Here is a 26450-nt window from a genome sequence, read left to right on the forward strand (position 1 = left end):
CGGGGGAAAAGCGGGCGAGGGGCGCGGGTCTCTCCGACTCGCTTTCTTCACATCCCTCGGCTATAGGCCGCCCCCGATGACCTTCGTCGCGCATCATCACGGCTCGCATCACCATCCGACCCTGGCGGGTTCGGCATGGGATCGCGTGGCCTGACGCGACCCTTCCGAAGCCCCGCCGAAGCGGACGGGGCTCGGTCTTTCGAAGTCCCCTCCGTCGCCTCCGATTTCTCCAGGATACGACGATGGAAAACCTTCCTTTCTTGAGTGATGGCGCCGCCTCGGCTAATCGCGCGACCATGACCACCGACCCCTCCCGCCCCGAAGCGCGTAGTCCCCGCGGCTTCGTCGATCGCCGAGCCCGCGACCTGACCGCCGAGCGCCGGATCCTGGCCGCCGTGTCGGAGGTCTACGAGCGCTACGGCTTCGAGCCGTTCGACACCGGGGCCTTCGAGTACGCCGACGCGCTCGGCAAGTTCCTGCCCGACGCCGACCGTCCGAACGAGGGCGTCTTCGCCCTGCAGGACGACGCGGACTCCGAGGGAAATGGGCAGTGGATGGCGCTGCGCTACGACCTGACCGCCCCGCTCGCCCGGTTCGCCGCCCAGAACTGGGAGACCCTGCCCAAGCCGTTCCGGCGCTACGCCTACGGCCCGGTCTGGCGCAACGAGAAGCCGGGCCCCGGCCGCTTCCGCGAATTCTGGCAATGCGACGCCGACACGGTGGGCTCGGCCCGCCCCGAGGCCGACGCCGAGATTATCGCCATGGCCGCCGAAGGCCTGGAGGCCGCCGGCCTGCCGGTCGGCTCGGCGGTGATCAAGATCAACAACCGCAAGCTGCTCGACGGCCTGTTCGACTTCCACGGGGTGGTCGACGTGCGCCAGCGGCTGACGGCGCTCAGGGCCATCGACAAGTTCGATCGCCTGGGCTGGCCGGGCGTGCGCGACCTGCTGGGCCCCGGCCGGCTCGACGAGTCGGGCGACTTCACCAAGGGCGCGGAGCTGAACGCCGAGGCGACCGCCGCGATCCAGTCCTTCCTGGCCATCGAAGCCGCCCCGGACCTCGGCCGGATCGAGGTCGTCCACGCGCTTGGAACCCTGAAGATGGGGGCGAAGGGCGAGGAGGCGCTGAACGAGCTGGAGCTGATCGCCGCGGCCCTGGCCGGCATGAACGTGCCCGACGACGTCGCGCGGATCGACACCACGGTGGTGCGCGGGCTCGAATACTACACGGGCACGGTCTTCGAGGCCGAGCTCCTCCTCCAGACCGCAGACGAGAAAGGCAATGCCGTGCGCTTCGGTTCGATCGGCGGCGGCGGCCGCTACGACGATCTGGTGGCCCGTTTCACCGGTCAGCAGGTTCCGGCCACCGGCTTCTCCTTCGGCGTCTCGAGGCTGGCGAGCGCCCTTAGGGCGGCGGGGCGGGATGTGGCCGCCCAGGCCCGCGGGCCGGTGGTGGTGATCGCCTTCGACCAGACCCGGATGAGCGACTATTTCGAAGTCGCCGGAGAGCTGAGGGCCGCCGGCGTCGCCGCCGAGGTCTACCTCGGAAGCTCGGGCATGAAGGCGCAGATGAAGTACGCCGACCGCCGGCTGGCGCCCGCGGCGATCATCATCGGCGAGGACGAGCTGGCGGCGGGCACGGCGACGGTGAAGGACCTCGACCTCGGGCGGGCGCTCTCCGCCGGGGTCACCGACAACGCCGCCTGGCGCGAGCAGCGTCCTGGCCAGGCCACGGTGCCGCGCGCCGAGCTGGTGGCGACCATCCGCAAGATCGTGGACGCCCAGCCGTGAGAAGCGAGGCCCCGATCCCCGCCGAGGCCTTGGCGCAGATCCGCGAGCCCCTGCTGGCCGCGGGCGCGACGCGCGTCGAGCCGCCGCTGCTGCAGCCCCTGTCGCTGATCCTCGACCTCGCCGGGGAGGCGATGCGCGAGCGGCTCTTCGTGGTCCAGGCCGAGGGCGGGGCCGAGGCTTGTCTGCGCCCGGACTTCACCGTGGCCGTGGCGCGCCAGCACGTCGACGGGGGGGCGGGCGAGGGCCGCTACTATTACGAGGGCTCGGCCTTCCGCGCCTCGCAAGGCGCCGAACTGGCCGAGGAGTTCCTGCAGCTGGGCGTCGAGCGGTTCGAGCCGGCCGGCGCGCCCTGCGTCGAAGCCGACGCCGAGATCGCCGCCCTGGCCTGGCGGGCGGCCGCGGCCGGCGGCCGAGGGGACCTGTCGCTCTGGCTGGGCGACGTGGGCCTGTTCGCGACCTTCATCGAAAGCCTGTCCCTGCCCCAGGCCCTGGGCGCGCGGCTGCAGCGCGTCGCCGGTCGGCCGCGGCTACTGAACGCCGAGCTGGCGCGGGCCGGCGAGCCCGCCGAACCCGCCGCGCGCGGACGCCTCGCGGCCCTGCTGGCGGGGCTCGGCGAGGCGGAAGCGGCGAACCTGCTGGAAGAGGTCTGGTCCCTGGCCGGCGTCGAGCCGGTCGGCGGGCGCGGGCCCGCCGAGATCGCCGCGCGCCTGGTGCGCCGCGCCGAAGCCGCCGACGCCCCGGCCCTGACCGAGGCCCAGGCCAGCGCGATCCGCGAGTTCATGGCGATTTCCGACCAGCCCGAGGCGGGTCTCGCCCGCGTGCGCGAGCTCGCCGGCGCGGGCCTGGCCCTGGATCAGGCGCTCGACGACTGGGCTCGGCGGCTGGAGCGTCTCGACGCCCTGGCGCCCGGCGCGGCGCTCGGCTTCGCGCCGGCGCTCGGGCACGCCTTCGACTACTACGACGGCCTCACCTTCGAGGTGCGCAGCGCAGGCCTCGGGCCCGAGCGGGCGGTGGCGGTCGGCGGCCGCTATGACGGCCTGTTGGCCCGACTGGGCGGCGCGGTCGGCGCGCGGGCGGTGGGCTGCATGGTGCGACCGGCGCGCGCCTTCACGGGAGGCGAGGCATGAGCGGTCCGCTGATCATCGCCGTCCCCTCCAAGGGGCGGCTCAAGGAACAGGTCGACGGCTGGCTCGGCGACTGCGGGATTCCGCTGCAGGTCAGCGGCGGCGCGCGCGGTTATGTGGCGGATATCCGGGGCCTGCCCGGCGTCCAGGTGAGGCTGCTGTCGGCCGGCGACATCGCCGAGGCGCTGGACGGCGGCGAGGTCCACCTCGGCGTCACCGGCGAGGACCTGTTGCGCGAGCGCGGGCCGGATGTGGATCGCCGCGTCATGCTGCTGCGCCCGCTGGGCTTCGGCCGCGCCGACCTGGTGGTCGCCGCGCCGAAGAGCTGGCTCGACGTGGACACCATGGTCGATCTGGAGGACGTGGCGCACGAGCATCTCGCCCGCACCGGCCGGCGCATGCGGGTCGCGACCAAATATGTCGTTCAGACCCGAACCTTTTTCGCCAGGCATGGCGTCGCCGACTACCGGATCACCGAATCCAGCGGGGCGACCGAGGGCGCGCCGGCGACCGGCGCGGCCGAACTGGTGGTGGACATCACCACCACCGGCGCCACGCTCGCGGCCAACGGACTGAAGGTGCTGTCCGACGGTCTGATCCTGAAGAGCCAGGCCCAGCTCGCCGCCAGCCTCACCGCTGACTGGGATCAGGCGCGGCTCGCCCAGGCGGAACGCCTGCTTCGGGTGGTGGAGGCGCGGGCCAACGCCTTGCGCAGCGCGACCCTGACCTGGCCCGCCGCCGGCGATGCCCGGGAAGCCGCGGTGGTCGACGCCCTGGTGGCCAGCGGAGCTTCGCGCCGGCCGCATGGCCTGCTGCTGGACGCCGCTGACGTCGCCGCCGCCGCCGCCGCCCTGACCCAGGCGGGCCTCGGTCCGGTCACCGCCGCGCGCCCGGACTTCGTTTATGAGGTTGCGTCGCCCTCATTTGAGGCGTTGCGCGCCCGTATCTGACGCATTCGTCAAAAATAAACATCCTGTGAACCCAAAAAACACGACTTTCTGACATTGATCTGCCTGTCTGCCCTTTGGGGGCGTTGACACCCGTCAGATTTTGCCGTTTCCTCCTCCTTGCGAGAGACATGAGGGCTACCAAGGCCTGAAGTCTCCGGCGTTTCGGGGAGGAAACGCCCTCTAAATCAGAGCGTAAGCTCGGAAAGAGGCCCGCCGCTCACCCTCGCGGCGGGCCAATTTTTTGCCCCGATCATTTTCTGACTCTCATGTCAAAAATGGCGGGGATCGGCAAAACTCTCCCCTATCCAGCTCGTCATCACCCAGTAGGGGACCAAGCCCCCGTCCTTCCGTCATGGCCGGGCTCCGTCCCGGCCATCCATGAACGTCGAAGGCGCAGGATCGTCTCCGTCACTCCGTGTGGATGGGTTCCCGGCACAAGGCCGGGAATGACGGTGAGGAGGGTGGAGAAGGGGATCGCGCCCCCTCACCAGATCCGGGCGCGGCCCGCCGGCGGGACGTACATGGCGTCGCCCGGCTTGACGCCGAAGGCGGCGTAGAAGGCGTCGATGTTGCGCACGGGAATGTCCACGCGGGCCTGGATGGGGGCGTGCACGTCGACCACCAGCAGCTGACGCTCGCGCTCCTCCCGCAGCTTGCCGCGCCACACCTGGGCCCAGCCGAGGAAGACGCGCTGGTCGCCGGTCAGGCCGTCGATCACCGGGGCGGGCTTGCCGTTCAGCGAGGCGTGGTAGGCGTCGAGCGCCAGCAGCAGGCCGCCGAGGTCGGCGATGTTCTCGCCCATGGTCTGCTTGCCGTTGACGAAGGCGCCGGGCAGCACTTGGAAGGCCGAGTACTGTTTGCCGAGCACTTCGGCGCGGGCGTCGAACTTGGCGGCGTCCTGCGCCGTCCACCAGTCGGTCAGCTTGCCGTCGCCGTCGGACTTGCGGCCCTGGTCGTCGAAGCCGTGGGTCAGCTCGTGGCCGATCACCCCGCCGATGCCGCCGTAGTTCACCGCCGGGTCGCCGTTCGCATCGAAGAAGGGCGGCTGCAGGATGGCCGCCGGGAAGACGATCTCGTTGCGGGTCGGCTGGTAGTAGGCGTTGACGGTGGGCGGGGTCATGCCCCACTCGGTGCGATCGACCGGCTGGTCCAGCCGGTTCACCTCGCGGCGCCACTCGAAACTGACCGCGCGCTCGACGTTGCCGTAGAGGTCGTCGTCCTTCATCGTCAGGCCGGAATAGTCGCGCCACTTGTCGGGGTAGCCGATCTTGACCGTGAACTTGGCCAGCTTCTCGAGCGCCTTGGTCTTGGTCTCGGGGCTCATCCAGTCGAGCTTCTCGATGCGTCCCTTCATCGCCCCGCGGATGCCGGAGACCAGCTCCACCATCTTGGCCTTGCTCTCGGGCGGGAAATATTCGGCGACGTAGAGCTTGCCGAGCGCTTCGCCGATCTGGCTGTCGACCAGTCCCACGCCGCGCTTCCAGCGCGCCTTCTGCGCCGGCTGGCCCTGCAGGGTCTTCTCGCGGAAGGCGAAGTGCGCCTGGTCGAAGGGGCTCGACAGATAGGGGGCGGCCTGGTCGGCGATGTTGAAGGCCTGCCAGGCCTTGAGGGTGTCGAGCGGGGTCTTGGCGAAGATGGCGGCGATCTTCGGGATCGCCGTATTTTCCGCCAGCACGACACGGTCGACCTTGGCGAGCTCGGCGCCGGCCAGGAAGGCGCTCCAGTCGAAGCCCGGGGCGAAGGTCGCGAGTTCGGCCGTGGCGATCGGGTTGTAGGTCTTGGAGTCGTCGCGGCGGTCCTCCAGCGTCCAGGAGGCCTCGGCGATCTCGGTCTCCATGGCGACGATGGCCTTGGCCGCGCCCGGCGGATCGGTCCAGCCCGCCAGCGTCAGGATCTGGGCGACATAGGCCTCGTAGGCGGCCTTCTTCGCCGCAAACTCCGGCTTGAGATAGTAGTCGCGGTTGGGCAGGCCCAGGCCCGCCTGTCCGAGATAGACGGCGTAGCGCATCGGCGCCTTGGCGTCGTCGGCGATCCCGGGTCCGAAGAAGCTGCCGCCGAAGCCGAGCTGGCCGTGGCCCATCAGCCGGGCGACATCGCTCTTGCTGCGCGCGGCGCGCACCGCGTCGAGCTCGGCCTGCAGCGGCTTGGCGCCCAGGGCCTCGAGCTGCGCCTCGTTCATGAAGCTGCGGTAGAGGGCGCCGACCTGGCCGCGCTCGCCGGTCGCGTGCGGCTCGGCGGCGGCCTTGTCGAGAACCGCGCGCATACGGTTCTGCGACAGCTCCTGCAGCAGGTCGAAGGCGCCGTAGCGGGAGCGGTCGGCCGGGATCACCAGGCGTTCGACGTACGCGCCGTTGGCGTATTTGAAAAAGTCCTGGCCGGGCGCGACGCCGGGGTCGCGGCCCGCCAGGTCGAACCCCCACGAACCCATGCGCGGGGCTTCGGTGAGGGCGGCGGCGGCCGGCGAGGCGGCGACCGTCGCGGGGCCCGCATCTTCGGCGAAAGCGGGCGCAGCGCTGGTCAGGGCCGCCGCGGCGGTGGCGGCGAGCCAGAAAGTCTTCATCGGCTTGGTCTCTGTCACTTCAGCTTTCGCGCAGCTTGACGCGTCCGGGTCGTGTCACACGTTACATTTTCGTCAGGATCCCGGCCGGGCGCCGGGCTCCTCACATGCCCGGCATGTTCATATGATCGGCGTGCTCCATCGGCATCGTCGCGGCGCTGGTCCCGACGATGAAATCGACCTTCAGCTTCTCGCCGCTGGCGAAGCTGAGGGTCGCCGGAACAAGGTCGCCGACGCGCAGGGCGCGCTTCAGGCCGACGAACATCAGGTGGCGGCCGCCGGGCGCGAAACTGACCGCGCCGCTGGCGGCCAGCGGGACGCGGGTCTCCTGCACCATGCCCATCACCCCGCCGGCCATGGTCGAGGTGTGCATCTCGACCTTTTGCGCCAGAGGGGTCTCGGCGCCGATCAGGGCGTCCGCCTTGCCGTGGTTGACGAGCGTCATGTAGCCGGCGCCGGTCGTCCCGGCGGCGGCGGGGCGGCTCCAGGGTTGAACCGCCTCGATGGAGGCGGCGAGGGCGGCGACGGGCTGGGCGCCGGCGGCGAACAGGGCGAGGGCGGCGAGGGCTGCTTTCATGAGGCGAAGCTCCATCGGGAATAGGGCGAATTCGGGGGCGTGCGCGGTGTCTGTCGGGCCCCTCTCGGGTTTGGTGAGCCGGCTGTCCAGCCGCTAGACAACGCCCAAGCTTCGACATGGTCGCGCGTTAAGGCGATGTTGCCGGTTTGGCGCCGGAAATGCGGCGAGCAAGAAACAGCCGCCCCAAGGCGGGTGGGGAACAAAGCGCCGCTATGGGCGTTTGGGGGCCTGGATAGGGCTCGAAAGGGGCGGAATGAGGGGGGACGCGAACCGCGGGTGCGTGATTGGGGGCTGGCGGCGACGCCGCCATCTTCGGAAGTTCCCGCGCTGCGGCGTCCTTACCGCTTTACAAGAAAAGATAAGCTTTTCGAGTGTCTTTGGCGCCGCTCCACTCGAGCGGTGAATAGTTGTTTGCGAGTGTCTCAAGCAAACAAGTGGCCTTCCGGCGCAAGCCAGGTGCGTCGTATCGGTCACGCAGAGGATCTTTCCTCTCCCCACAGTTGATTGATGAGGGGAACTGCACCTAAAGTCCTGGCATCGGTTCGCGTGGCTGGCGAACTTTGCGTTCCAAGTGTGGCTTCGGTGACACTTACGTGAATCGGCGGCCTTGTTATAAGGATGCTGGGTCAATTGGCCGCAGCATTGAGGGCAACGAGAGGGCTCTGAGAATGAAGTTCAAACTCCTGGCGGGCGCAGCCCTGGCAGCGGTGTTCGCCGCCTCCGGCGCAGCCGCGCAAGTCGGCTGGTACGGCGCTGTCGACCTGGGCTACCACTGGCCTGAAACGACCAACTTCGACACGTCCTCGGGCGTTGCGGTCGACCTGCGGACGCAGGACGACTGGGCCGGCTTCGGCCGTCTCGGCTACCAGCTGAACGACCACTGGCGCATCGAAGGCGAGCTTGGCTATCGCCAGGGCGACATCGAGTCGGCGATCACCCGCAATCCGGGCACGACCAGCTTCGCGGCGCTCTGCACGCCCGGCGTGTCGCGCTCGACGGCGGCGCCGTCTTGCGGTTCGCCGGACGGCGACAACAAGACGTGGACCCTGATGGCCAACGTCATTTACGACGTGCTGCCGAACTCCGCGATCAACCCGTTCATCGGCGTCGGCGTCGGTGCGGCCCGCTCCAAGCTGAAGACGACCGGCCAGTTCTCCAACATCCCGGGCGTGATCTCCGCGACCAATCCGGCGATCCAGAACCTGGTGATCGACGACGACGACACCGCCTTCGCCTGGCAGGCGATCGCCGGTGTTGCGTGGAAGGCCACCGACCGTCTGAACGTCGACCTGACGTACCGCTACCTGGGTACGTCCGACATGAACTTCCGCTCGACCAACGTCGCCTCCGGCGGCATCCAGCCGGGCACCTTCCAAGGCGAGCTGCGGGATTCCTCGGTGACCGTCGGCGTGCGTTACTCGTTCGCGCCGCCGCCGCCCCCGCCGCCTCCGCCCCCGCCGCCCCCGCCTCCGCCTCCCCCGCCGCCTCCCCCGCCCCCGCCGCCGGCGCCGGCCTACGAGGCCAAGCAGTTCATCGTCTACTTCCCGTTTGATCAGTACATCCTGACGCCGGAAGCCCAGGCGGTGGTCACCGAAGCGGCCAACTACGCCAGCGGCGGCAACGCCACCCGCGTCGTGGTTGTCGGCCACACCGACACCTCGGGTTCGCCGGCCTACAACACGCGTCTGTCGGAACGCCGCGCCAAGGCGGTCGCCGATGCTCTGGTCGGTTCGGGCGTCGCCCAGACCGCCCTGTCGGTCGACTGGAAGGGCGAGACCCTGCCGGCCGTGCAGACCGGCGACGGCGTGAAGGAACCGCTGAACCGTCGTTCGACGATCGACATCAACTTCTGATTTCGATCGCCGACGGTTCGTCGGATGCTCTAGCGGAAGCCCGGCCGAAAGGCCGGGCTTCTTGCGTTTCCAGCCTTAGGGGCCATGGACGGGGGCTAAGCCGTCTTTCCGTCATGGCCGGGCCCGTCCCGGCCACCCATGAACGTCGACGGCGCAGGACGGTCTCAGTCTCTCCGTGTGCATCGGTTCCCGGCACAGGGCCGGGAATGATGGTGGCGGAGGGACGGCTATCGATTCGCCGACGCCCCGCGACTCGGCGCGCGCCTCTCGCTGCGGGCGGCGCCGGGCGGCCGGATGCTGATCGCCGCGGCGTGGCCGCTGACCTGGCAAGCGCCCAAAAACCGTTCACAGTCTCGTGAAGCCGCCCTCGCCGCCCAGCCCGGCAGACGCCATCTCCCGAGGGAGAAACCTCGTGCTTAAGGGCTCGTTAGTAAAAAAGGCTGGGGGCGGATGGTTCGCCGCATTGACGACTCCTTAGCCAACGTGGTCCCCATATATGGGTCACGTGGGTGTTGGGCCCACAAGATGTAGGGGGACCAGGGGTTCTAGGCGATCCGCGCCGAAGCTCCTGATTGTAATGGGTTTTGGGACATGAGCAGCAGCGAAGCGGCCAAGGTTGAGATCGCAGGCGGTCCGGAGCGGGGCGATAAGCGCGCCGAGCGGCCGCAACTGCAGCTCGTTCGGAAGGTCGAAGTCGACCGCAGCCGGGACGACCAGCTGACCGATTTCGGCAAGACCACGCTTGAGGACCGTTACCTGCTGGCCGGCGAGTCCTATCAGGACATGTTCGCCCGCGTGGCCACGGCCTTCGCCGACGACGCCGAGCACGCCCAGCGCATCTACGACTATATTTCGAACCTCTGGTTCATGCCCGCCACCCCGGTGCTGTCGAACGGCGGCGCGGCGCGCGGCCTGCCGATCTCCTGCTTCCTGAACGCCGTGCCGGACAATCTGGAAGGCATCGTCAGCGTCTGGAACGAGAACGTGGCGCTGGCCTCCAACGGCGGCGGCATCGGCACCTACTGGGGCGGCGTGCGCTCGATCGGCGAGAAGGTGAAGGGCGCGGGCCAGACCAGCGGCATCATCCCTTTCATCCGCGTGATGGACTCGCTGACGCTGGCCATCAGCCAGGGCTCGCTCCGCCGCGGCTCGGCGGCGGTCTACCTCGACGTCCACCACCCGGAGATCGAGGAGTTCCTGGAGATCCGGAAGCCCTCGGGCGACTTCAACCGCAAGTCCCTGAACCTGCACCACGGTATCTCGATCACCGACGAGTTCATGGAGGCCGTCCGCGAGGGCGCCATGTTCGGCCTGCGCTCGCCGAAGACCGGCGAGGTGATCCGCGAGGTCGACGCCCGCAGCCTCTGGCAGAAGATCCTCGAGATCCGCCTGCAGACCGGCGAGCCCTACCTGATCTTCGCCGACACGGTGAACCGGGCCATGCCGCAGCACCAGCGCGAGCTGGGCCTGAGCGTGCGCCAGTCGAACCTCTGCTCCGAGATCATGCTGCATACCGGCAAGGACCACCTGGGCGAGGAGCGCACCGCGGTCTGCTGCCTGTCGTCGGTCAACGCCGAGAAGTTCCTCGAGTGGCGCGACCATCCGACCTTCCTCGAGGACATCATGCGGTTCCTCGACAACGTGCTGCAGGACTTCATCGTCCGCGCCCCGCCGGAGATGAGGCACGCGGTCTACGCCGCCCAGCGCGAGCGCTCGGTCGGCCTGGGCCTGATGGGCTTCCACTCCTTCCTGCAGGGCCAGAACGTGCCCTTCGAGAGCGCGCTGGCGAAGTCCTGGAACATGCGGCTGTTCAAGACCCTGCGCCGGGGTTGCGACGCGGCCTCGCGCAAGCTGGCGGCCGAGCGCGGCCCCTGCCCGGACGCGGCCGAACGCGGCGTGATGGAGCGGTTCAGCCACAAGATCGCGATCGCGCCGACGGCGTCGATCTCGATCATCTGCGGCGGCACCAGCGCCGGCATCGAGCCGATCCCGGCCAACATCTACACCCACAAGACCCTGTCGGGCTCGTTCGCGGTGAAGAACCCCTATCTGGAGCGCGTGCTCGACGAGAAGGGCCAGAACACCGCGGGCGTCTGGGACTCGATCCTGGAGAACGAGGGCTCGGTGCAGCACCTCGAGTTCCTCAACCAGGACGAGAAGGACATCTTCAAGACCGCCTTCGAGATCGACCAGCGCTGGGTGATCGAGCTGGCCGCCGACCGCACGCCGGACGTCTGCCAGTCGCAGTCGGTCAACATCTTCCTGCCCGGCGACGTCGATAAGTGGGACCTGCACATGCTGCACTGGCAGGCGTGGGAGCGGGGCTGCAAGTCGCTCTACTACCTGCGTTCCAAATCGGTGCAGCGCGCGGCCCACGCCGGGGGCGAGGGCATCGTGCACATCGAAATCCCGGACGAAGGCAAGACCGACTACGAGGAATGCCTCGCCTGCCAATAGGCGGCTGACCGCATCGCAATCGCCGCCTTTCGAGGCGACGGACGGGCCGGACAGGGGAACCCTGCTCCGGCCCTTTGCGTTTCGGCGCCTCGACGCCAATCGGCTGCTCAGTGATTGCGCGCTATTCAGATCGGTCCGCCGTTGGCGCCGAACTTGCTGGAACTCTTTTGATGTCGACGTTCTAACTCAGGTATGAAAAGCTAACTTCATCCGCGGTTTACTGCGGGCTGGGAGGCGCATATGCGGCGCTGGGCTGGGCTGCACCTCGTCGGAATTTGCGGGGTTGGAATTTGCGGGCTCGCCGCTGCGGGCGCCGTTGATGCGGCTGAGCCGGGACGTGGACCGTCCCTCACGCTCGCCCCTCAGGATTCGCTCACCGCCCTGTTCGACCAGGCCACGCCGGACGCCGACGCCGCCTCGTACGCCTGGCGCTCCACCCATGTTCAATTGACCCCCAAATCCCGGCTGCGCGTCAGCGTCGCCGATCCGCTCGCCGGTCCGGGCGGCCTGGCGCTCGCCCGCGCCGCTGAGGCCCAGGCCTATGAGGTCAGCCTGGTGCGCGACTGGCCAGGCGCGGTGTCGTTCGAAACCCGGCGCTTCGGCGTCGACCTTTCGCCGCACGCGGCGGTGGGCGTCACCCCGCAGGGCGGCTTGGCCGAAGCCGGCGCCCGGCTGGAGCTGAGCAAAAAGAAGGATCGCGCGGTTCTGGCCGGGTTCAATGCGATTGGCGTCAGCGACGGCGCGCGGTTCGGTGACACGGGCCGCTGGTACTTGTTCGCCGCCGCCAGCGGTCGCGCCGTCGGCCTCAACATGCTGCACGGCGAGGGCGGCTGGGATCGCGCCGGCTGGACCACCGACCAGAGCTCGAAGCTTGTCGGCGACGCCCAGGTCGGCGTCGGCTGGCGCAAGGGCGCGACGCAGACGTCGCTGGGCGTCCTCCATCGCGAGGTGAAGGCCGAGCACACCTACTACGGCTACGAATCCAAGCCCGACACCCTCGTCGCCTTCTCCTTCGCCGTCAGGCCGGGGCAATAGGCGAGGCTTAGCCGCCCAGCGCCGCGCGCACCTCGTCCAGCACGCCGGCCCAGTCGCCAGCCGTCGTCTGGCGGAACAGCCGCATCGCGCCGTACCAGGAACAATCGCTGCGCCCCGTTCCCCAGCGCCAGTCGCAGCCGATCGCCGGCAGCAGCAGCCAGACGGGCTTGCCGAGCGCACCGGCGAGATGGGCGACCGAGGTGTCGACCGAGATCACCAGGTCGAGGCCGGCGATGATCCCGGCGGTGTCCCAGAAGTCGCGCGCGCCGGTGTCCTGCGGCAGCAGGCTGACCGCGCCGGGCAGGGCCATCAACGCCTCAGCCGCCGGCGGCGGCAGGGAGCGGTTGCGGTCGTTGTCGTGATCCGGGTTGCCGCGGGCGACCACCCCCACCCTCAGGCCCTCGATCGCGTTCGGCCGCGGGGGCCGCAGATAGGGGGCGGGCGGCGGCGCCTGAAGCCGCTGCATGAAGACCACCGGCAGGCGGCTGGTCGGGACCGCATAGTCCAGACCCTCGATGGCGAGCGCGCCCTGGGCCGCCATCGCCGGCATGCCCAGCCCTTCGCGGACCAGGCGCACCAGCGCCGGGTGGCAGACCCAGATCACCTCGGCCCCGGCCTCGCGCAGCAGGGGCGCGAAGCGGGCGTACATGATCTGGTCGCCGAAGCCCTCTTCGCCCCAGACCAGGACGTTCTTGCCCGCCAGCTCCTCGCCCGACCAGAGCGGCGCGCCGAGGTCCGGCGCCGGACGCGTCTCGCTGTCGGCGATCTGGCGCCAGGCGTCGTAGAGGACGAAGCCCTCGGCCAGCCGGCCTTGCGCCAGCAGCGACAGGCCGAGCGAGGCGCGCATCCGCGGGGCCGCGGGATCGAGCGCCAGGGCCTGGCGAAAGCCGGCCTCGGCCTGGGCGTGGTCGCCGAGCAGTTGGCGGATGACGGCGATATCGTGCAGCCGGCCGGCGGTCGGCGCGAGCGCGACGGCCTCGCGCAAGCGCGTTTCGGCGGCTTCCAGCCGGCCCTGGCGCTGCAGGGCGCGGCCCTCCTCGGCGAGCGCCTGGGCGCGATCTGCGCGATCGTTCATGACGGGAGACCTAGCGCCAGGCGTCACCCAGGCAAAGCCTCGACCTCCCGGCCGTCGTCGAAGGGAAACCGCTCGGCCCAGAAGCTGGCGAGCCGGGGCTCGACGTCCACCGCCCGCACGATGGGCGCCAGGCGCGGGGCGGCGGCGTAGAAGGCGGCCCGCCGCGGACCCCAGCGCGAGACCACGGTCAGATAGAGGTCCAGCATCGAGATCCCGTCGCCCAGCAGGAAGCGTCCGGCGGGCTCGATCCCGGCGTCCATCGTCGCCCAGGACTGGCGGATGCGCGCGGCCGTGCGCTCCAGCAGCACCGCCTCATGGGCCTTGTCCGCCGCCAACCGGCTGGGGTCGTCGCGGACCCAGTAGAGGGCGTAGATCTGGGCGGAGATGAAATTCATCCAGCGCAGGAAGCGCGGCCGCAGCGGCGAGGCGGCGTCGGGGGCCAGGCCTGCGTCCGGATGCCGCTCCGCCAGATGGATCAGGATGGCGGCGCTCTCGGTCATCAACTCGCCTGATGGCAGGACCAGCGCCGGCACCTGGCGCATCGGATTGATGGGGGCGAGCGCCGCGGCGTCGGAGGCGCTGTCGAAGGGCGCCAGTTCGACGACCTCATAGGGCGCGCCGGCCAGCGTCAGGGCCGCTTCGACCGCTGTGGAGCCGGAGCCGCGGGCTCCGTAGACGATGTAGCCAGGCATGGTGTTATCCCCAGGCTGTTCACAACATGTTGGGAGGGTGCGTTAACTTGGCGCTAGATGTTGAAGTATCTGCTGCTACCCTCATCTGGTCGTTCCGCCGCCGAGCGATTCCGTCCGAGGTAAGATGTCCGTGACCAAGCCTAAAACCCGCCAGCTGTCCGGCCTGCTCACGCCCTCGTTCGCCTACAAGCCGTTCCGCTATCCGTGGGCCTACGACTTCTGGAAGAAGCAGCAGCAGGTCCACTGGATGCCCGAAGAGGTCCCGCTCGGCGAGGACCTGAAAGACTGGGCCACCAAGCTGAACGATCGAGAGCGCAATCTGCTCACCCAGATTTTCCGATTCTTCACCCAGTCGGACGTCGAGGTGAACGACAACTACATGGAGCGCTACAGCCGCGTCTTCAAACCCACAGAGGTGAAGATGATGCTGGCCTCGTTCTCCAACATGGAGACGATCCACATCGCCGCCTACGCCCTGCTGCTCGAGACCATCGGCATGCCCGAGGCCGAGTTCACGGCCTTCCTCGACTACCAGGCGATGCGCGACAAGCACGACTACATGCAGACCTTCGGCGTCGACTCCGACGCCGACATCGCCCGCACCCTGGCCATGTTCGGCGGCTTCACCGAGGGGCTGCAGTTGTTCGCCAGCTTCGCCATGCTGATGAACTTCCCGCGCCACAACAAGATGAAGGGCATGGGCCAGATCGTCTCCTGGTCGGTGCGCGACGAGAGCCTGCACTGCGAGGGGATCGTCAAACTCTACCACGCCTTCAACAAGGAGACCGGCGCGGTCACCAAGTCGGTCGCCGACGACATCGTCGACTGCTGCAAGACGGTGGTGGGCCTGGAAGACAAGTTCATCGACCTGGCCTTCGAGGCCGGCGAGATCCAGGGCATGACCCCGGACGACATCAAGAAATACATCCGCTTCATCGCCGACTGGCGCCTGCGCCAGCTGGACCTGCCGGAGGTCTACGGCGCCAAGGAAAACCCGCTGCCCTGGCTGCAGGCCATGCTGTCGGGCGTCGAGCACGCCAACTTCTTCGAAGCCCGCTCGACCGAATACTCCAAGGCCGCCACCCGCGGCCAATGGCATGGCCAGGACGGCGTCTGGTCCGAGTTCGACAAGATGCTGTCGAAGCGCTCGGAGAGCACCCTACCGGCGGAGTGAGTCCCTTTCTCACATGTCATCCCGGAAGCCGCGCAGCGGCTGTCCGGGAACCATGAACACCGGACGAGCCCGCTCGCGCACAACGGTCCCGCTTCAAATCGACACGCCGTGTTCATGGGTCCCGGTGTTCGCTTCGCGAAACCGGGATGACACATATTGGAGGGCGCGCGTCTTCGGACGCGTCCCCGCGCTAAATCTCACGGCAGATGCGAGCCCGCCGGTTTCGGCAAGTCAAGGACGCGCCCTGTGGGCGCGCCGCGACGCGGCGGCGGCGTTCGCCGCCGTCCTTGAGTTGCCGAAACCGGCGGGCATTATGGCCGCCATGAGATCTATGGCTCCTAGTGTCCTGACGAACACCTAGCCACGACCACGTGACGTTCGCGGACAGGCGATCGCTGGGATGGGCAATCCCATCGCTAGAATGCCTTTCGAGAGCAGACTTCAGACACCGGAGTTCTTGATATGTTCTTGACGTCGGGCCGAACCACGCCATCATGAGGCGAGTGGGCGCGCTGGCCGTGCTCTACGATTGGCTGGTAAGGGGCGCCGGCTTCTGCCGGTGTAATGGCAGTGGTGGCGGAATCCAGAAAGCAGTATGTCGCGCGCAAGCAACGTGAGCACGAAGACTACCGACGGCGGATCGAAGCCGAGGAGGCTGCCCAGCCTAGAGTAGGCTGGCCCACTCGAAGTGAGGTCGCCAAGAGGCTGGCTGGTGAAGCCGGATCAATTGCTGGCCTGGCGACGGGGGTGCCCCGTGGCGCATTCCACGCAGGGCAAGACGCGTTTGCGGGCCTGAACTTTGTCAGCCGGCTCTTCGATCCGACGGACGCCGAGAGCTCACCGAAGGGCCAAGCCGCGTGGGATGACGTGTTCCGGGCGGGTAAAGGCGCGTTGGATTATGTGGCCAACCGGAGCTCAAATCCACATAAGATCCTCAGCGACCTTAACCGGACTGGCGTCGGTTCGAATGTGTATCTCCACGCGAAGCCTGCGCTCTTGGCCCCAACGCCCGCGGGCGAATTTCGCAACCAGTTCAATACCGGTATGAATGTCGGCGAGGGCCTGTTCAATGTCGCGGGACTGATCGGTGCGGCCGCCGAACTCAGGAGCATCCCGGAGCTTCGAGCGCTCTCGAAGGGCCGCGCCGCGATCCCAGACCTGCCGCCCGGCACTCCCGATCGTGTCGTCAACTACATGGCCACGCCCGATCCAAAGACGATGGGGAGCCATGCCCCGCTACCGCGGGCCACGAAGCTTCCCGGCGGCAGACCCATTCCGGCGATCATCAGTGAGAGTGTCTTCAACCGAAAGCTACCCCCGCCTGGGACGCCCAGAGGAGTGTTCTACCAGTATCACTATGCGATCGATCCCAAGTACCATGGCGGTCCAGTGAAGGCGGCGTTCGGCGGCGGTGGTTGGAGTGGCAAGAAGCTGGGCTGGACTAAATATGGCCCGGCTGCCCGCGCCTGGTACGGAACGCCGTGGCAGACCAAGGCCGCCGCCCTTGGGACCTTGGGGGGCCTTGGCTGGCCCATCGATTCCTTCGGTCCGGACGACGGTCAGCGATGACCCTCCGCACCTATGCGGAGTTCACCTCCGACCTCCCCACGGAGCAGATTGAGAGCGAGACGGACTTTGTCCAGCTGGGCGGCAGGCCCGTCGCCGCCGCCTTAAGCAGCATCTTCGCGGGCCTGGGGTGCCAGGTAAGGGCCGTGGAATCCGCTGCTCATCGCGGTTGGGATTTCCGCTTCCGGTGCGGGAAACTGCGGCTCTGGTGCCAGGTGTCCTTGATCGAGGGGTATCTGGTGATCATTCAGGACTTGTCCGCGCGTTGGCGGATTTTCGGCGGGGACCACCGCGACTTTGTCGAACTCATGAGCCGATTTGGCGACGCGCTCGCCGCAGACCCGCGGTTCCACGATGTCGGCTGGTTCCACGAAGACGAAATTCTCTCGGAGCGCGCGGGCGCAAACCGCCCCAGCGGCGCCTTTAGCGACATCCCCTGCGTCAGGCTCCAGACGGTGGACGATGCTCCGCCCGCGGGAGCTTGACGCCAACGGCGCGACTTACCCCCGCTGCGCCGCGCATCTCCAGCGATCGCCATGGCTGAGACGTCCGCCCCCGACCCCGAACTTTCTCCCCTACACCCGCGTTTCCGACTCTGGATTTCTTCCGGAGACCGGCATGGCTGCGCGTCCGACCTGGCAGGGCTACCTGCGCCTGAGCCTCGTGAGCTGCCCGGTGGCGCTCTACACCGCCACCGCCCGCACCGGCGAGGTGCACTTCAACATGTTGCACGGGACCACCCACAACCGCATCAAGATGATCCCGACGGACCCGGAGACGGGGCCGGTCGAGCGCTCGGAGATCGTCAAGGGCTATGAGATCGAGAAGGGCCGCTACGTCGTCATCACCGACGACGAGATCAAGAACGTCCGGCTGGAGACCACCCGCACCCTCGACATCGAGCGCTTCGTCGATGAGGAGGACATCGATCGGCTCTACTGGAACGACCCCTACTTCCTGGTTCCTGACGGCGACATGGCGGTCGAGGCCTTCACGGTCATCCGCGAAGCCATGACCAAGGCCGGCCAGGTCGCGCTCGGCCGGCTGGTCATGCACCAGCGCGAGCGGCTGATGGCGCTCGAGCCGCGAGGGAAGGGCATCCTCGCCTATTCCCTGCGCACCAAAGGCGAGGTGAAGGACGCGGCGGAGGTCTTCGACCGCATCCCGGACATCAAGCCCAATCCGCAGATGATCGAGATCGCCGCCAAGATCATCGAGCAGCAGGAAGGGCCCTTCGACCCCAGCCAGTTCAACGACCGCTACGAGGACGCGCTCCGGGCCCTGATCAAGGAGAAGGAGAAGGGATCCACCGTCACCGCGCCGGCCGAGCCGAAGGAGGCCGAGGTCATCGACCTCATGGAGGCGCTGCGACGCAGCCTGGGCCAGGGCGGCGGCGAACGGCGCAAGCCGGCGCGCGAGGGCGCGGCGCCGGCCAAGAAGCCCGCAGCCAGGAAGCCGGCGGCGAAAAAGCGGGCCTAATCAAGGCAGCTGTCCCCCGAAGCGGACGGCGGGGACGCTCGGCGCATATGCGATATCCCGCGGCGCCGCTTTCGCCGAGCTTGGCGAGAACCTATCTATGGACAGGGACGGGGAGGCCAAGCCTGGAGGTTCCCGCATGTCCGACTATCTGCAGTTGGGCGAATATCTGGCGGCTCTCGAGGAGGCGACGACGCTGATCGGCCGAAGTCCGCGGCGAGCCTCGCCTGACGACGAGCGGCTCGACGTCCTGCTGCACCGCATCGCCGCCTTTCCGCCGGCCTATGTGGGCCTCGCGGGATTGGCGGAGGGCGCGGACTCGCGGGCGCAGCTGGCCCGGCTACGGGCCGACGTCGAGACCTTCGTGCGCAAGCGCGCGGAGCGCTCCGCCGTCGCCGCCTTTCCGATCCGCCAGCACGGCGTCGGCCGCACCCTCTGACGTCAGCGCCGTAACGCCCCCTCAGTCGCTACGCGACAGCTCCCCCGCTACGCGGTGGAGCATCTTCAGCCCAGATCCTCCACCGCGCAGCGGGGGAGGTGGATCGCCGAAGGCGAGACGGAGGGGGCGTTCGGCGCTAGCGCTTCAACTTCGCGATCGCCTCGGCCAGCGGGCGTTCGGCGTCGCAATAGTCGGCCCAGGCCTTGGTCTTCTTCAGCAGGGCAGGCGCCGTGCGCAGGGTGAAGGCCTTCGGGTTCAGCCCGGGCCTCACCTCCTTCCACACCAGCGGGAAGGAGACCGGCGCGCCGGGCCGCGCCCGGGGTGAGAGCGGGGCCACCGCCGTCGAAAGGCGGTCGTTGCGCAGATAGTCGAGGAAGATCCGGCCGACCCGCTTGGCCTTTGCCATGTTGACCACGTAGCGGTCCGGCGCGTCGGCGGCGATCGCCAGGCAGACGTCCTGGGCGAAGGTCTTGGCGGTCGGCCAGTCCATTTCTCCCTTGCCGCTTTTCAACGGCGTGACGACGTGCAGTCCCTTGCCGCCGGTGGTCTTGCAGAAGGCGACCAGGCCCACCGCCTCCAGCCGCGCCTTCACCTCCAGCGCCGCCTCGATCACCCGATCAAAGGGGATCTCCTCGTCGGGGTCGAGGTCGAAGACCAGGCGGCCGGGAACCTCGGGCTGGAAGGGCTGGCAGTTCCAGGGGTGGAATTCGACGGCGGCGACCTGGGCGAGCGCGATCAGCGCCTCGATGCGGTCAGCCTGCAGGTAGGGCTTGTGGTCGCCGAAGACCTGCACCTCGCCGATCAGCGACGAGGAGCCCTTGCCGGCGTGGCGCTGGAAGAAGCGCTGGTCGCCGAGGATGCCGTCCGGCGTGCGGACGATGGAGCAGGGCCGGCCCTTCACGTGCTCGATCATCCAGGGCCCGACGGCTTCCAGATAGCGGGCGAGGTCCAGCTTGGCGACGGGCCGGCCGTCGCCCCCGTCAGGCCAGAGCGCCTTGTCCGGGCTGGAGATGGTCACGCCGAGGACGACGTTGTCGCCGGCCTTTGCCTTCTGGGGGGCCTTGGATTTCGCCGCAGGATCCGGCTCGGCGACCTCGACCTCCTCCACAGGGGCCGGCGTTTCGGCGACCACCTGGTCGGCCCGCTTGTCCTCGCGCAGGCCCTTGAAGGCGCTCTGGCGGACCATGCCGCCGCCGGTGAAGCCGGCGAACTCGATCTCGGCGACCAGCTCGGGCGAGGCCCAATGGACGTTCGCCTCCTTCTTCGGCGCGCCCGGGCCGGTGAAGGGGCTTTGGGCGATCTCCAGCGGCTCCAGCCTGGGCAGCACCCGGGCGACGGTGTCGCGGCCGAAGCCGGTTCCCACCCGGCCGACATAGACCAGCTTGTCGCCGCGATTGACGCCGACCAGCAGAGAGCGCAGCTGGCCAGCCTCGCCCGTCCAGCCGCCGATCACCACCTCATGGCCGGCGCGACACTTGGACTTGACCCAGGTCTCGCCGCGGTCCGAGCGGTAGGCGGCGTCGAGCCGCTTGGAGACGATGCCCTCCAGGGCCATCCGGCAGGCCGACTGCAGGACGGCGTCGCCCGGGGCTTCGAAATGGTCGACGAAACGGATGCGCGGCCCCAGCCGCTTGCCCGCCTTGTCGATCAGGGCCTTCAGCCGCGCCTTGCGTTCGCGCAGCGGCAGGCCGCGCAGGTCCTCGCCCTCAGCGAACAGCAGGTCGAAGGCGAAGAAGGCGAGGTCGGAGGTCTTGCCGTCGGACAAGGCCGCCTGCAGGGCCGGGAAGTCCGGCGCGCCGTTGGCGTCCAGGGCGCAGGCCTCGCCATCGATGATGCCGTCGGGCAGGACCTCGGCGTCCTTGGCGATCTCCTTGAACTTCGGCGTCCAGTCGAGGCCGGTGCGGGTCTTCAGGCGCGCCTCGCCGTCCTCCACCCGCAGCTGCAGCCGGTAGCCGTCGAACTTGATCTCATGACCCCAGCCGGACCCTTGCGGCGGCCGGTCGACCGACTTGGCCAGCTGCGGGGGGACGAAGCCCGGCAGGCCGGACTCCTTCCTCAGCTTCGGGGGCGGCGCGGTCTTCAGGGGCGCTGCGGCAGGCGGCGGATCCTGGGCGCGGTTCGAGCCCCAGACCGCCTTGGCCGAGGCCCGCGCCCGGCCGCCGGTCATGAAGGGCTTGGCGCCCCTGCCCTTGCCGGCGGCGATCTCCTCCATGGTCCGGCCGGAGGCGATGGAGGTCACCGCCTCGTCGATCAGCCGCTCGCCGTTCTCTTCGACCGAGTAGCCGTCGTGGTGTTTGATCAGCAGCCAGTTGTCGGTCTTCTCGCGCTCGCGGCGCGTCATCCGTACAAGGACGAAACCGCCCTTCAGCCGCTCGCCGTCAAGCACGATCTTGAGGTCGCCAGCCTTCAGGCCCCGGTGCGGATCGGTCCCGGGCTCGGGATCCCAGTAGCCGCGGTCCCACAGCATCACCACGCCGCCGCCGTACTGGCCCTGGGGGATGGTCCCTTCGAAATCGCCGTAGTCGAGGGGATGGTCCTCGACCTCGACCGCCAGCCTGCGGTCGTGCGGATCAAGGGAGGGGCCCTTGGTCACCGCCCAGGACTTGAACACGCCGTCCAGCTCCAGGCGGAAGTCGTAGTGCAGCCGGCTGGCCGCATGCTTCTGGATGACGAACCGCAGCCGGTTCGACGGCTTGGTCTTCTCAGCCCCGGCCGGCTCGGCGGTCTTCGAGAAGTCGCGCTTGGCGCGGTAGCGGTCGAGCTTCGGTTCGACGGCCATCGGGCCTCCTTCAACTGGCCATTCTTCCACTCGCCAGCGCGGTCGCCTGTGCCCCCATCTCCGACAGATCGGCGACGAAGGCGTCGCGCCAGGCGGTGACGTCCTCGCGCTGGACGTTATCGAACAGAGCGCTCCAGCGGCGGATTCGCTCCGGCCGCTCCATCGCCAGCGCCCGCTTCAGCGCCTCGGCCAGCTCTTCCGGGCTGTTCGGATTGACCAGCAGGGCCTCGGTCAGCTGACGCGCGGCGCCGGCGAAGCGCGAGAGGATCAGAACGCCGGGGTCTTCCGGGTCCTGGGCGGCGACGAACTCCTTGGCCACCAGGTTCATGCCGTCGCGCAGAGGCGTGACGAGGCCGACGCTGGCGGCGCGGTAGATGCCGGCCAGCTCGTCGCGCCGGTAGTTCTTGTTCACATAGCGGAAGGGCGCCCAGTCGATGTCGGCGAACTCGCCGTTGATCCGGCCGGAGAGGGCGTCGAGCCGGGCGCGGATCTCCTGATAGGCCTCGACGCCTTCGCGGCTGACCGGGGCGATCTGCAGCATCAGCACTTCGCGCCGGATGTCCGGGCTGTCGGCCAGCAGGCGCTCGAAGCCCATGAACCGTTCTTCCAGCCCCTTGGAATAGTCCAGCCGGTCGACGCCGACGATCAGCCGGCGAAACACGGTGCAGGCCCTCATCAGGTCGTTCATCCGCACCGCGCGCGACGAACGCACCAGCTTGGCGAAGTCGGCCGCGTCGATGCCGATCGGATAGGCGCCCACCTGCACCGTGCGGCCATAGGCCTTCCAGAGGCCCGGGCTGGTCTGTTCGCCGCTGGCCTCGTTCTGCACATATTCCTCGAAGGCCTGCTGGTACTCGGCGGTCTGGAAGCCGACCAGGTCGTAGTCGAACATCGCCTGCACCAGCTGCTTGTGACCGGGCAGGGTGGTGATCAGCTGGTAGGCCGGCCAGGGCACGTGCAGGAAGAAGCCGATCCGGTTCTTCACCCCCAGCTGGCGCAGCTCGCGGGCCAGCGGGATCAGGTGGTAGTCGTGGATCCAGACAAGGTCGTCCGGCTCGATCAGCGGGCGCAGCGTCTCGGCGAACCGGCTGTTGACCCGCTCGTAGCCCTCGCCATAGGCGCGGTCGTAGGCGGTCAGGTCCTGGCGATAGTGGAACAGCGGCCAGAGCGTCTTGTTGGCGTAGCCGTTGTAGTACTCGTCGACGTCGGCGTCCTCGAGGTCGACGGTGGCGACCGTCACCCCGTCGATCTTCTGCATCGCCAGCTGGCCGGTGAATTCGGGCGTGGTCTTGCCGCTCCAGCCGAACCACAGGCCGGAGTATTCGCGCAGCGCCGCGGCCAGCGCCATGGCCAGGCCGCCGACGCTCTCCTCGCCGGCGGCGCTCGGCGGGGTGACGCGGTTGGAGACGACGATCAGCCGGCTCATAGGGCGGCTTCCAGCCAGGCTAGCGCCGCCTCGACCCCGGAAAGGCGGAAGCGCGCCGCCGTCTGACGGCCGGGGCCGACCAGCACGCCCATCCCGCCCACCGCCTGGACCGCCTCGAAGCCGTGCTCGTCGGTGGCGTCGTCGCCGACGAACACCGGCCGCGCGCCGGCGAAGGGCGCCAGCTGCAGGAAGGCGGCCACGCTGTCGCCCTTGGTGGGGCCCGGCGTGCGCAGCTCCTCGACCATGTCGCCGGTCTGCCGGTAGAGGCCGGTCTCCTCGGCCAAAGCCTGGGAGCAGGCCCGGGCGGCCGGGCCTTCAGCGTGGGCCAGACGGTAGTGCAGGGCGACGCTCAACCCCTTCTCCTCGACGAGCAGGCCGGAGTCGCGGGCGGCGAAGTCGCGAAAACGACGGCTGGCCTCGCCCACCGCCGGATGCGGCTCGGCCTGGGTCACCCGACCCTCGGAATCCCGCAGGATCAGCCCGTGGACCGCCGCCACGGCTCTCACGCGCCCCTCGAGGATGCGGTCGATGTCAGCCAGGGTGCGGCCGCTGACCACCGCCAGCCGCCCGCCCAGCGCCCGGCTGAGCCGTTCCAGCAGACTGGTGCGCCGTGGATCGGGGCGCACGTCCTGAGGACGCGCGGCGATGGGCGCAAGCGTGCCGTCGAGATCGAGAAACAGCGCGATCTCGTCGAGGCGCAACGCTGTAGGCGCCGGCAGGGCAGCCGTGATCCCTTGGGTCGTCATGAACAGTTTCGGTCCCTCGAAACATTTGGCAAACGCGCAAACGACCCGGAGCGATCCCCCAGGTCACGGTGAAGTTGACCGGGGGCGGGTCGGAACGTCGCTGTCATCCTCGACCGCCATCCCGGCCGAAGCGTGGCGCAGGGCGGGAGCCCAGGGCCGTGGCGCTGCCTCGGATCGGCCTTGAAACCGTCCGGGGAGGACGATGATGTCTGCGTCTCGCGGTTTTTTCGCACCTGCGAAGGCGGCTGAGAGAGCGTTAACGGGCACGCGCTAGACTTCGTCCGCGCGGTCCTCTCCCAATCCCCCGCCCGGGCTTGACGGCCCCCGCGCAATCCGCGCATCCCGGGCCCTGTATTCGCGAAAAGGCGTGCGGCATGATTGAGACTTGGCAGGCGGACGCCATCCTCCTCTTCGGCGCCACCGGCGACCTGTCCCGGCGCATGCTGCTGCCTTCGCTCTACTTCCTCGACGCCGACGGCTTCCTGCCCGACGGTTTCAAGGTGCTGTGCACCGCGCGCGCCCACCTGACCCGGGAGGAGTTCGTCGCCCAGGTGCGCGAGCTGCTCCTGGCGCGCTCCGAAGGCCTCGACGAGGCGGTCTGGAAACGCTTCGAGCCTCGCCTCGAGTTCACCGCCGCCGACGCCACCACGGAGGCCGGCGCGCGCGAGCTGGCGCCGATGCTGGAGGGCGTACAGGCGCCCATGTTTTATTTCTCGCTGTCGCCCAGCCTCTATGGCCGGGTCTGCGTGGCGCTGGCCGCCGCCGGCCTCGCCCATGACCAGACGCGCATCGTGCTGGAGAAGCCGATCGGCCGCGACCTGGCGACCTCGGACGAGATCAACGTCGCCGTCGGCGCGGTGTTCGCCGAGAAGCGGATCTTCCGGATCGACCACTACCTGGGCAAGGAGACGGTGCAGAACCTGATCGCCCTGCGCTTCGCCAACACCCTGTTCGAGCCGCTCTGGAACAACCTGACCATCGACCACGTGCAGATCACCGTGGCCGAGACCGAAGGGGTGGGCGAGCGCTGGCCCTACTACGACGAGTACGGCGCGCTGCGGGACATGCTGCAGAACCACATGCTGCAGCTGCTCTGCCTGGTGGCCATGGAGCCGCCGGCGGACATGGAGCCGAACTCCGTGCGCAACGAGAAGGTCAAGGTGCTGCGATCCCTGCGCCGCTTCACCCGCCTCGACGCCCAGAACAACTCCATCCGCGGCCAGTACACCCCGGGCGTCGTCGGCGGCAAACAGGTCAAGGGTTACGAGGCCGAGCGCGGCCAGGCGAGCGGCATCGACACCTTCGTGGCCCTGCGCGCCGACATCGACAACTGGCGCTGGGCCGGCGTGCCCTTCTTCCTGCGCACCGGCAAGCGCCTGCCGGAACGGCGCACCCAGATCGCCATCCAGTTCAAGCCCGTGCCCCATTCCATCTTCGGCGCCCAGGCCCGGGACGACCTCGTCGCCAACCGCCTGGTCATCGACCTGCAGCCGGACGAGGACATCAAGCTCACCCTGATGAACAAGGCCCCCGGCGTCAGCGCCGGCGGCATGCGCCTGCAGTCCATGCCGCTGTCGCTGTCCCTGCTGAGCACCTACGAAGGCCCGGGCGCGCGCCGGCCGATCGCCTATGAGCGCCTGCTGCTCGACGTCATCCGGGGCAATTCGACCCTCTTCGTCCGCCGGGACGAGGTGGAGGAGGCCTGGCGCTGGATCGACGGCGTGGCCGAGGCCTGGCGCGAGGCCAACCTGACGCCCAAGCCCTATGCCGCCGGCAGCTGGGGTCCCGCCGGCGCCTTCGCCCTGATCGAGCGGGCGGGCCGGGCCTGGTCCGACTGAAGCCGCCTACTCGTTAGATCGCCTCGCCCGCCGGCGTGGCGCTCCGCAGGCGCTGCAGTTCCCGGTGCAGGATGTAGATCCCGCTGGCGGTCACGATCGCGGCGCCGACAAGCGTGGCGGGGTGCGGGAACTCGTCCCAGATCACCAGGCCCAGCAGGGCCGCCCAGATCAGCTGGGTGTAGTCGAAGGGCGCCACCACGCCGATGGGGGCGACCCGCAGCGCCTCGGTCAGGAAGAGCTGGCCGACCCCGCCGACGAGCCCGGCCAGGACCAGGAGGCCGAGGGTCCTGGCGTCCGGGATGGTCCAGCCGAACAGCAGGGATCCGATCAGGCCCAGCACCGTGCCGGCGAGCGTGAAATAGAAGACGATCGTTGGTCCCCGCTCGGTGTCGGCGATCTGGCGGATGGCGACCATGGCGCCCGCGACTCCCAGCGCGCTGAGCAGGCCGAAGGTCACGCCGACCAGGTTCATCTGGCCAGGCAGGGGGCGGGCCATGATCATCACCCCGATGAAGCCCAGGATGACGGCCGCCCACCGGTGTCGCCCGACCGGCTCGGCCAGCAGCAGCGCCGACAGCGCCGTCATGAACAGCGGCGAGGCGAACTGGAGCGCCGTGGCTTCGGAGAGCGGGAGATACTGGACCGCCGAGAAGCCGCAGACCATGCCGGCCAGCCCCACGGCCGAGCGGGCGAGATGACCGAACGGACGTTGCGTCCTCAGCACCTCGAAGCCGGTGGTCCGCCAGATGTAGAGGCCGAGGGGAACGAAGGCGAAGAGGTTGCGGAAGAGGATGATTTCGAAGACCGGCACGCTCTGGTCGCCGCACCACTTCACCAGCGCGAACATCAGCGCCAGGCAGGCCATGGCCGAGACGCGGAGCACGATCCCCAAGAGG

General features: G+C 68.9%; 20 protein-coding genes. 12 read left to right on the forward strand and 8 right to left on the reverse strand.

Features of this window, described 5'->3' with window-relative positions:
- Positions 1 to 296: 296 nt before the first annotated feature.
- The 3 genes from hisS to hisG are packed head-to-tail and all read left to right on the forward strand — an operon-like array spanning position 297 to position 3864.
- On the forward strand, positions 297 to 1790 hold the full coding sequence (gene hisS / locus ACSQ2B_RS18345) for a histidine--tRNA ligase (RefSeq protein WP_436052048.1): 1494 nt from the start codon (positions 297 to 299) through the stop codon (positions 1788 to 1790).
- Positions 1787 to 2917 (forward strand): ATP phosphoribosyltransferase regulatory subunit, encoded by a 1131-nt coding sequence (locus ACSQ2B_RS18350; protein WP_436052049.1) that lies wholly within the window; start codon positions 1787 to 1789, stop codon positions 2915 to 2917. Before hisS ends, ACSQ2B_RS18350 begins: the two co-directional genes overlap by 4 nt.
- Complete coding sequence (gene hisG / locus ACSQ2B_RS18355) at positions 2914 to 3864, forward strand: ATP phosphoribosyltransferase (protein WP_436052051.1); 951 nt, start codon at positions 2914 to 2916, stop codon at positions 3862 to 3864. The genes ACSQ2B_RS18350 and hisG overlap by 4 nt, the downstream gene beginning before the upstream one ends.
- 484 nt (positions 3865 to 4348) lie before the next feature.
- Here hisG and ACSQ2B_RS18360 read toward each other — a convergent pair whose 3' ends face one another.
- Entirely contained in the window at positions 4349 to 6424 is a 2076-nt protein-coding gene (locus tag ACSQ2B_RS18360; RefSeq protein ID WP_436052053.1) for a M13 family metallopeptidase, read from the reverse strand.
- A 100-nt stretch (positions 6425 to 6524) separates the two neighbouring features.
- The gene (locus ACSQ2B_RS18365) at positions 6525 to 6998 is read right to left on the reverse strand and encodes a copper chaperone PCu(A)C (RefSeq protein ID WP_436052054.1); all 474 of its coding nucleotides are present in this window, start codon (positions 6996 to 6998) and stop codon (positions 6525 to 6527) included.
- Between the two features lie 668 nt (positions 6999 to 7666).
- Here ACSQ2B_RS18365 and ACSQ2B_RS18370 point away from each other — a divergent pair.
- From ACSQ2B_RS18370 to ACSQ2B_RS18380, 3 genes are all read left to right on the forward strand, one after another.
- Positions 7667 to 8851 (forward strand): OmpA family protein, encoded by a 1185-nt coding sequence (locus tag ACSQ2B_RS18370; RefSeq protein ID WP_436052056.1) that lies wholly within the window; start codon positions 7667 to 7669, stop codon positions 8849 to 8851.
- Positions 8852 to 9442: 591 nt separating this feature from the next.
- Entirely contained in the window at positions 9443 to 11308 is a 1866-nt protein-coding gene (locus ACSQ2B_RS18375) for a ribonucleoside-diphosphate reductase subunit alpha (RefSeq protein WP_436052058.1), read from the forward strand.
- 240 nt (positions 11309 to 11548) lie between these two features.
- Positions 11549 to 12343 (forward strand): lipid A-modifier LpxR family protein, encoded by a 795-nt coding sequence (locus tag ACSQ2B_RS18380; RefSeq protein WP_436052060.1) that lies wholly within the window; start codon positions 11549 to 11551, stop codon positions 12341 to 12343.
- Positions 12344 to 12350: 7 nt separating this feature from the next.
- On the opposite strand, the gene ACSQ2B_RS18385 is transcribed toward ACSQ2B_RS18380, so the two are convergent.
- Positions 12351 to 13418 carry a hypothetical protein gene (locus ACSQ2B_RS18385; protein ID WP_436052061.1) on the reverse strand — a complete coding sequence of 356 codons (1068 nt, stop codon included), beginning with the start codon at positions 13416 to 13418 and terminating at the stop codon, positions 12351 to 12353.
- Between the two features lie 23 nt (positions 13419 to 13441).
- Entirely contained in the window at positions 13442 to 14110 is a 669-nt protein-coding gene (locus ACSQ2B_RS18390) for a glutathione S-transferase family protein (protein WP_436052062.1), read from the reverse strand.
- A gap of 130 nt (positions 14111 to 14240) precedes the next feature.
- Here ACSQ2B_RS18390 and ACSQ2B_RS18395 point away from each other — a divergent pair, with 130 nt between their 5' ends.
- From ACSQ2B_RS18395 to ACSQ2B_RS18415, 5 genes are all read left to right on the forward strand, one after another.
- A complete protein-coding gene (locus ACSQ2B_RS18395) occupies positions 14241 to 15284 on the forward strand; it encodes a ribonucleotide-diphosphate reductase subunit beta (RefSeq protein ID WP_436052063.1) in 1044 nt (347 codons plus the stop codon).
- Positions 15285 to 15848: 564 nt separating this feature from the next.
- On the forward strand, positions 15849 to 16853 hold the full coding sequence (locus ACSQ2B_RS18400) for a hypothetical protein (protein ID WP_436052064.1): 1005 nt from the start codon (positions 15849 to 15851) through the stop codon (positions 16851 to 16853).
- Positions 16850 to 17335, forward strand: a complete 486-nt coding sequence (locus ACSQ2B_RS18405; protein ID WP_436052065.1) for a hypothetical protein — start codon at positions 16850 to 16852, stop codon at positions 17333 to 17335. Before ACSQ2B_RS18400 ends, ACSQ2B_RS18405 begins: the two co-directional genes overlap by 4 nt.
- A gap of 133 nt (positions 17336 to 17468) precedes the next feature.
- Positions 17469 to 18329 (forward strand): Ku protein, encoded by an 861-nt coding sequence (locus tag ACSQ2B_RS18410; RefSeq protein WP_436052066.1) that lies wholly within the window; start codon positions 17469 to 17471, stop codon positions 18327 to 18329.
- Between the two features lie 136 nt (positions 18330 to 18465).
- The gene (locus tag ACSQ2B_RS18415) at positions 18466 to 18765 is read left to right on the forward strand and encodes a hypothetical protein (protein WP_436052067.1); all 300 of its coding nucleotides are present in this window, start codon (positions 18466 to 18468) and stop codon (positions 18763 to 18765) included.
- Between the two features lie 136 nt (positions 18766 to 18901).
- Here the strand turns inward: ACSQ2B_RS18415 and ligD are convergent, their stop codons facing one another.
- From ligD to otsB, 3 genes are read right to left on the reverse strand one after another with little or no spacing between them, the layout of a single operon-like run.
- Positions 18902 to 21544, reverse strand: coding sequence for a DNA ligase D (gene ligD, locus ACSQ2B_RS18420; RefSeq protein WP_436052068.1), 2643 nt, complete (start codon positions 21542 to 21544; stop codon positions 18902 to 18904).
- Positions 21545 to 21554: 10 nt separating this feature from the next.
- The gene (otsA, locus tag ACSQ2B_RS18425; RefSeq protein WP_436052070.1) at positions 21555 to 22970 is read right to left on the reverse strand and encodes an alpha,alpha-trehalose-phosphate synthase (UDP-forming); all 1416 of its coding nucleotides are present in this window, start codon (positions 22968 to 22970) and stop codon (positions 21555 to 21557) included.
- Positions 22967 to 23716, reverse strand: coding sequence for a trehalose-phosphatase (gene otsB, locus ACSQ2B_RS18430; protein ID WP_436052072.1), 750 nt, complete (start codon positions 23714 to 23716; stop codon positions 22967 to 22969). Before otsB ends, otsA begins: the two co-directional genes overlap by 4 nt.
- A 374-nt stretch (positions 23717 to 24090) precedes the next feature.
- Between otsB and zwf the strand changes: the two genes are divergently transcribed.
- The gene (gene zwf, locus ACSQ2B_RS18435; RefSeq protein ID WP_436052073.1) at positions 24091 to 25554 is read left to right on the forward strand and encodes a glucose-6-phosphate dehydrogenase; all 1464 of its coding nucleotides are present in this window, start codon (positions 24091 to 24093) and stop codon (positions 25552 to 25554) included.
- Positions 25555 to 25567: 13 nt separating this feature from the next.
- Here zwf and ACSQ2B_RS18440 read toward each other — a convergent pair whose 3' ends face one another.
- Complete coding sequence (locus ACSQ2B_RS18440; protein WP_436052074.1) at positions 25568 to 26437, reverse strand: DMT family transporter; 870 nt, start codon at positions 26435 to 26437, stop codon at positions 25568 to 25570.
- Between the last annotated feature and the right edge of the window lie 13 nt (positions 26438 to 26450).

Origin of the sequence: Phenylobacterium sp. LjRoot225 (assembly GCF_964252855.1) — a bacterium.
Classification (GTDB): domain Bacteria; phylum Pseudomonadota; class Alphaproteobacteria; order Caulobacterales; family Caulobacteraceae; genus Phenylobacterium.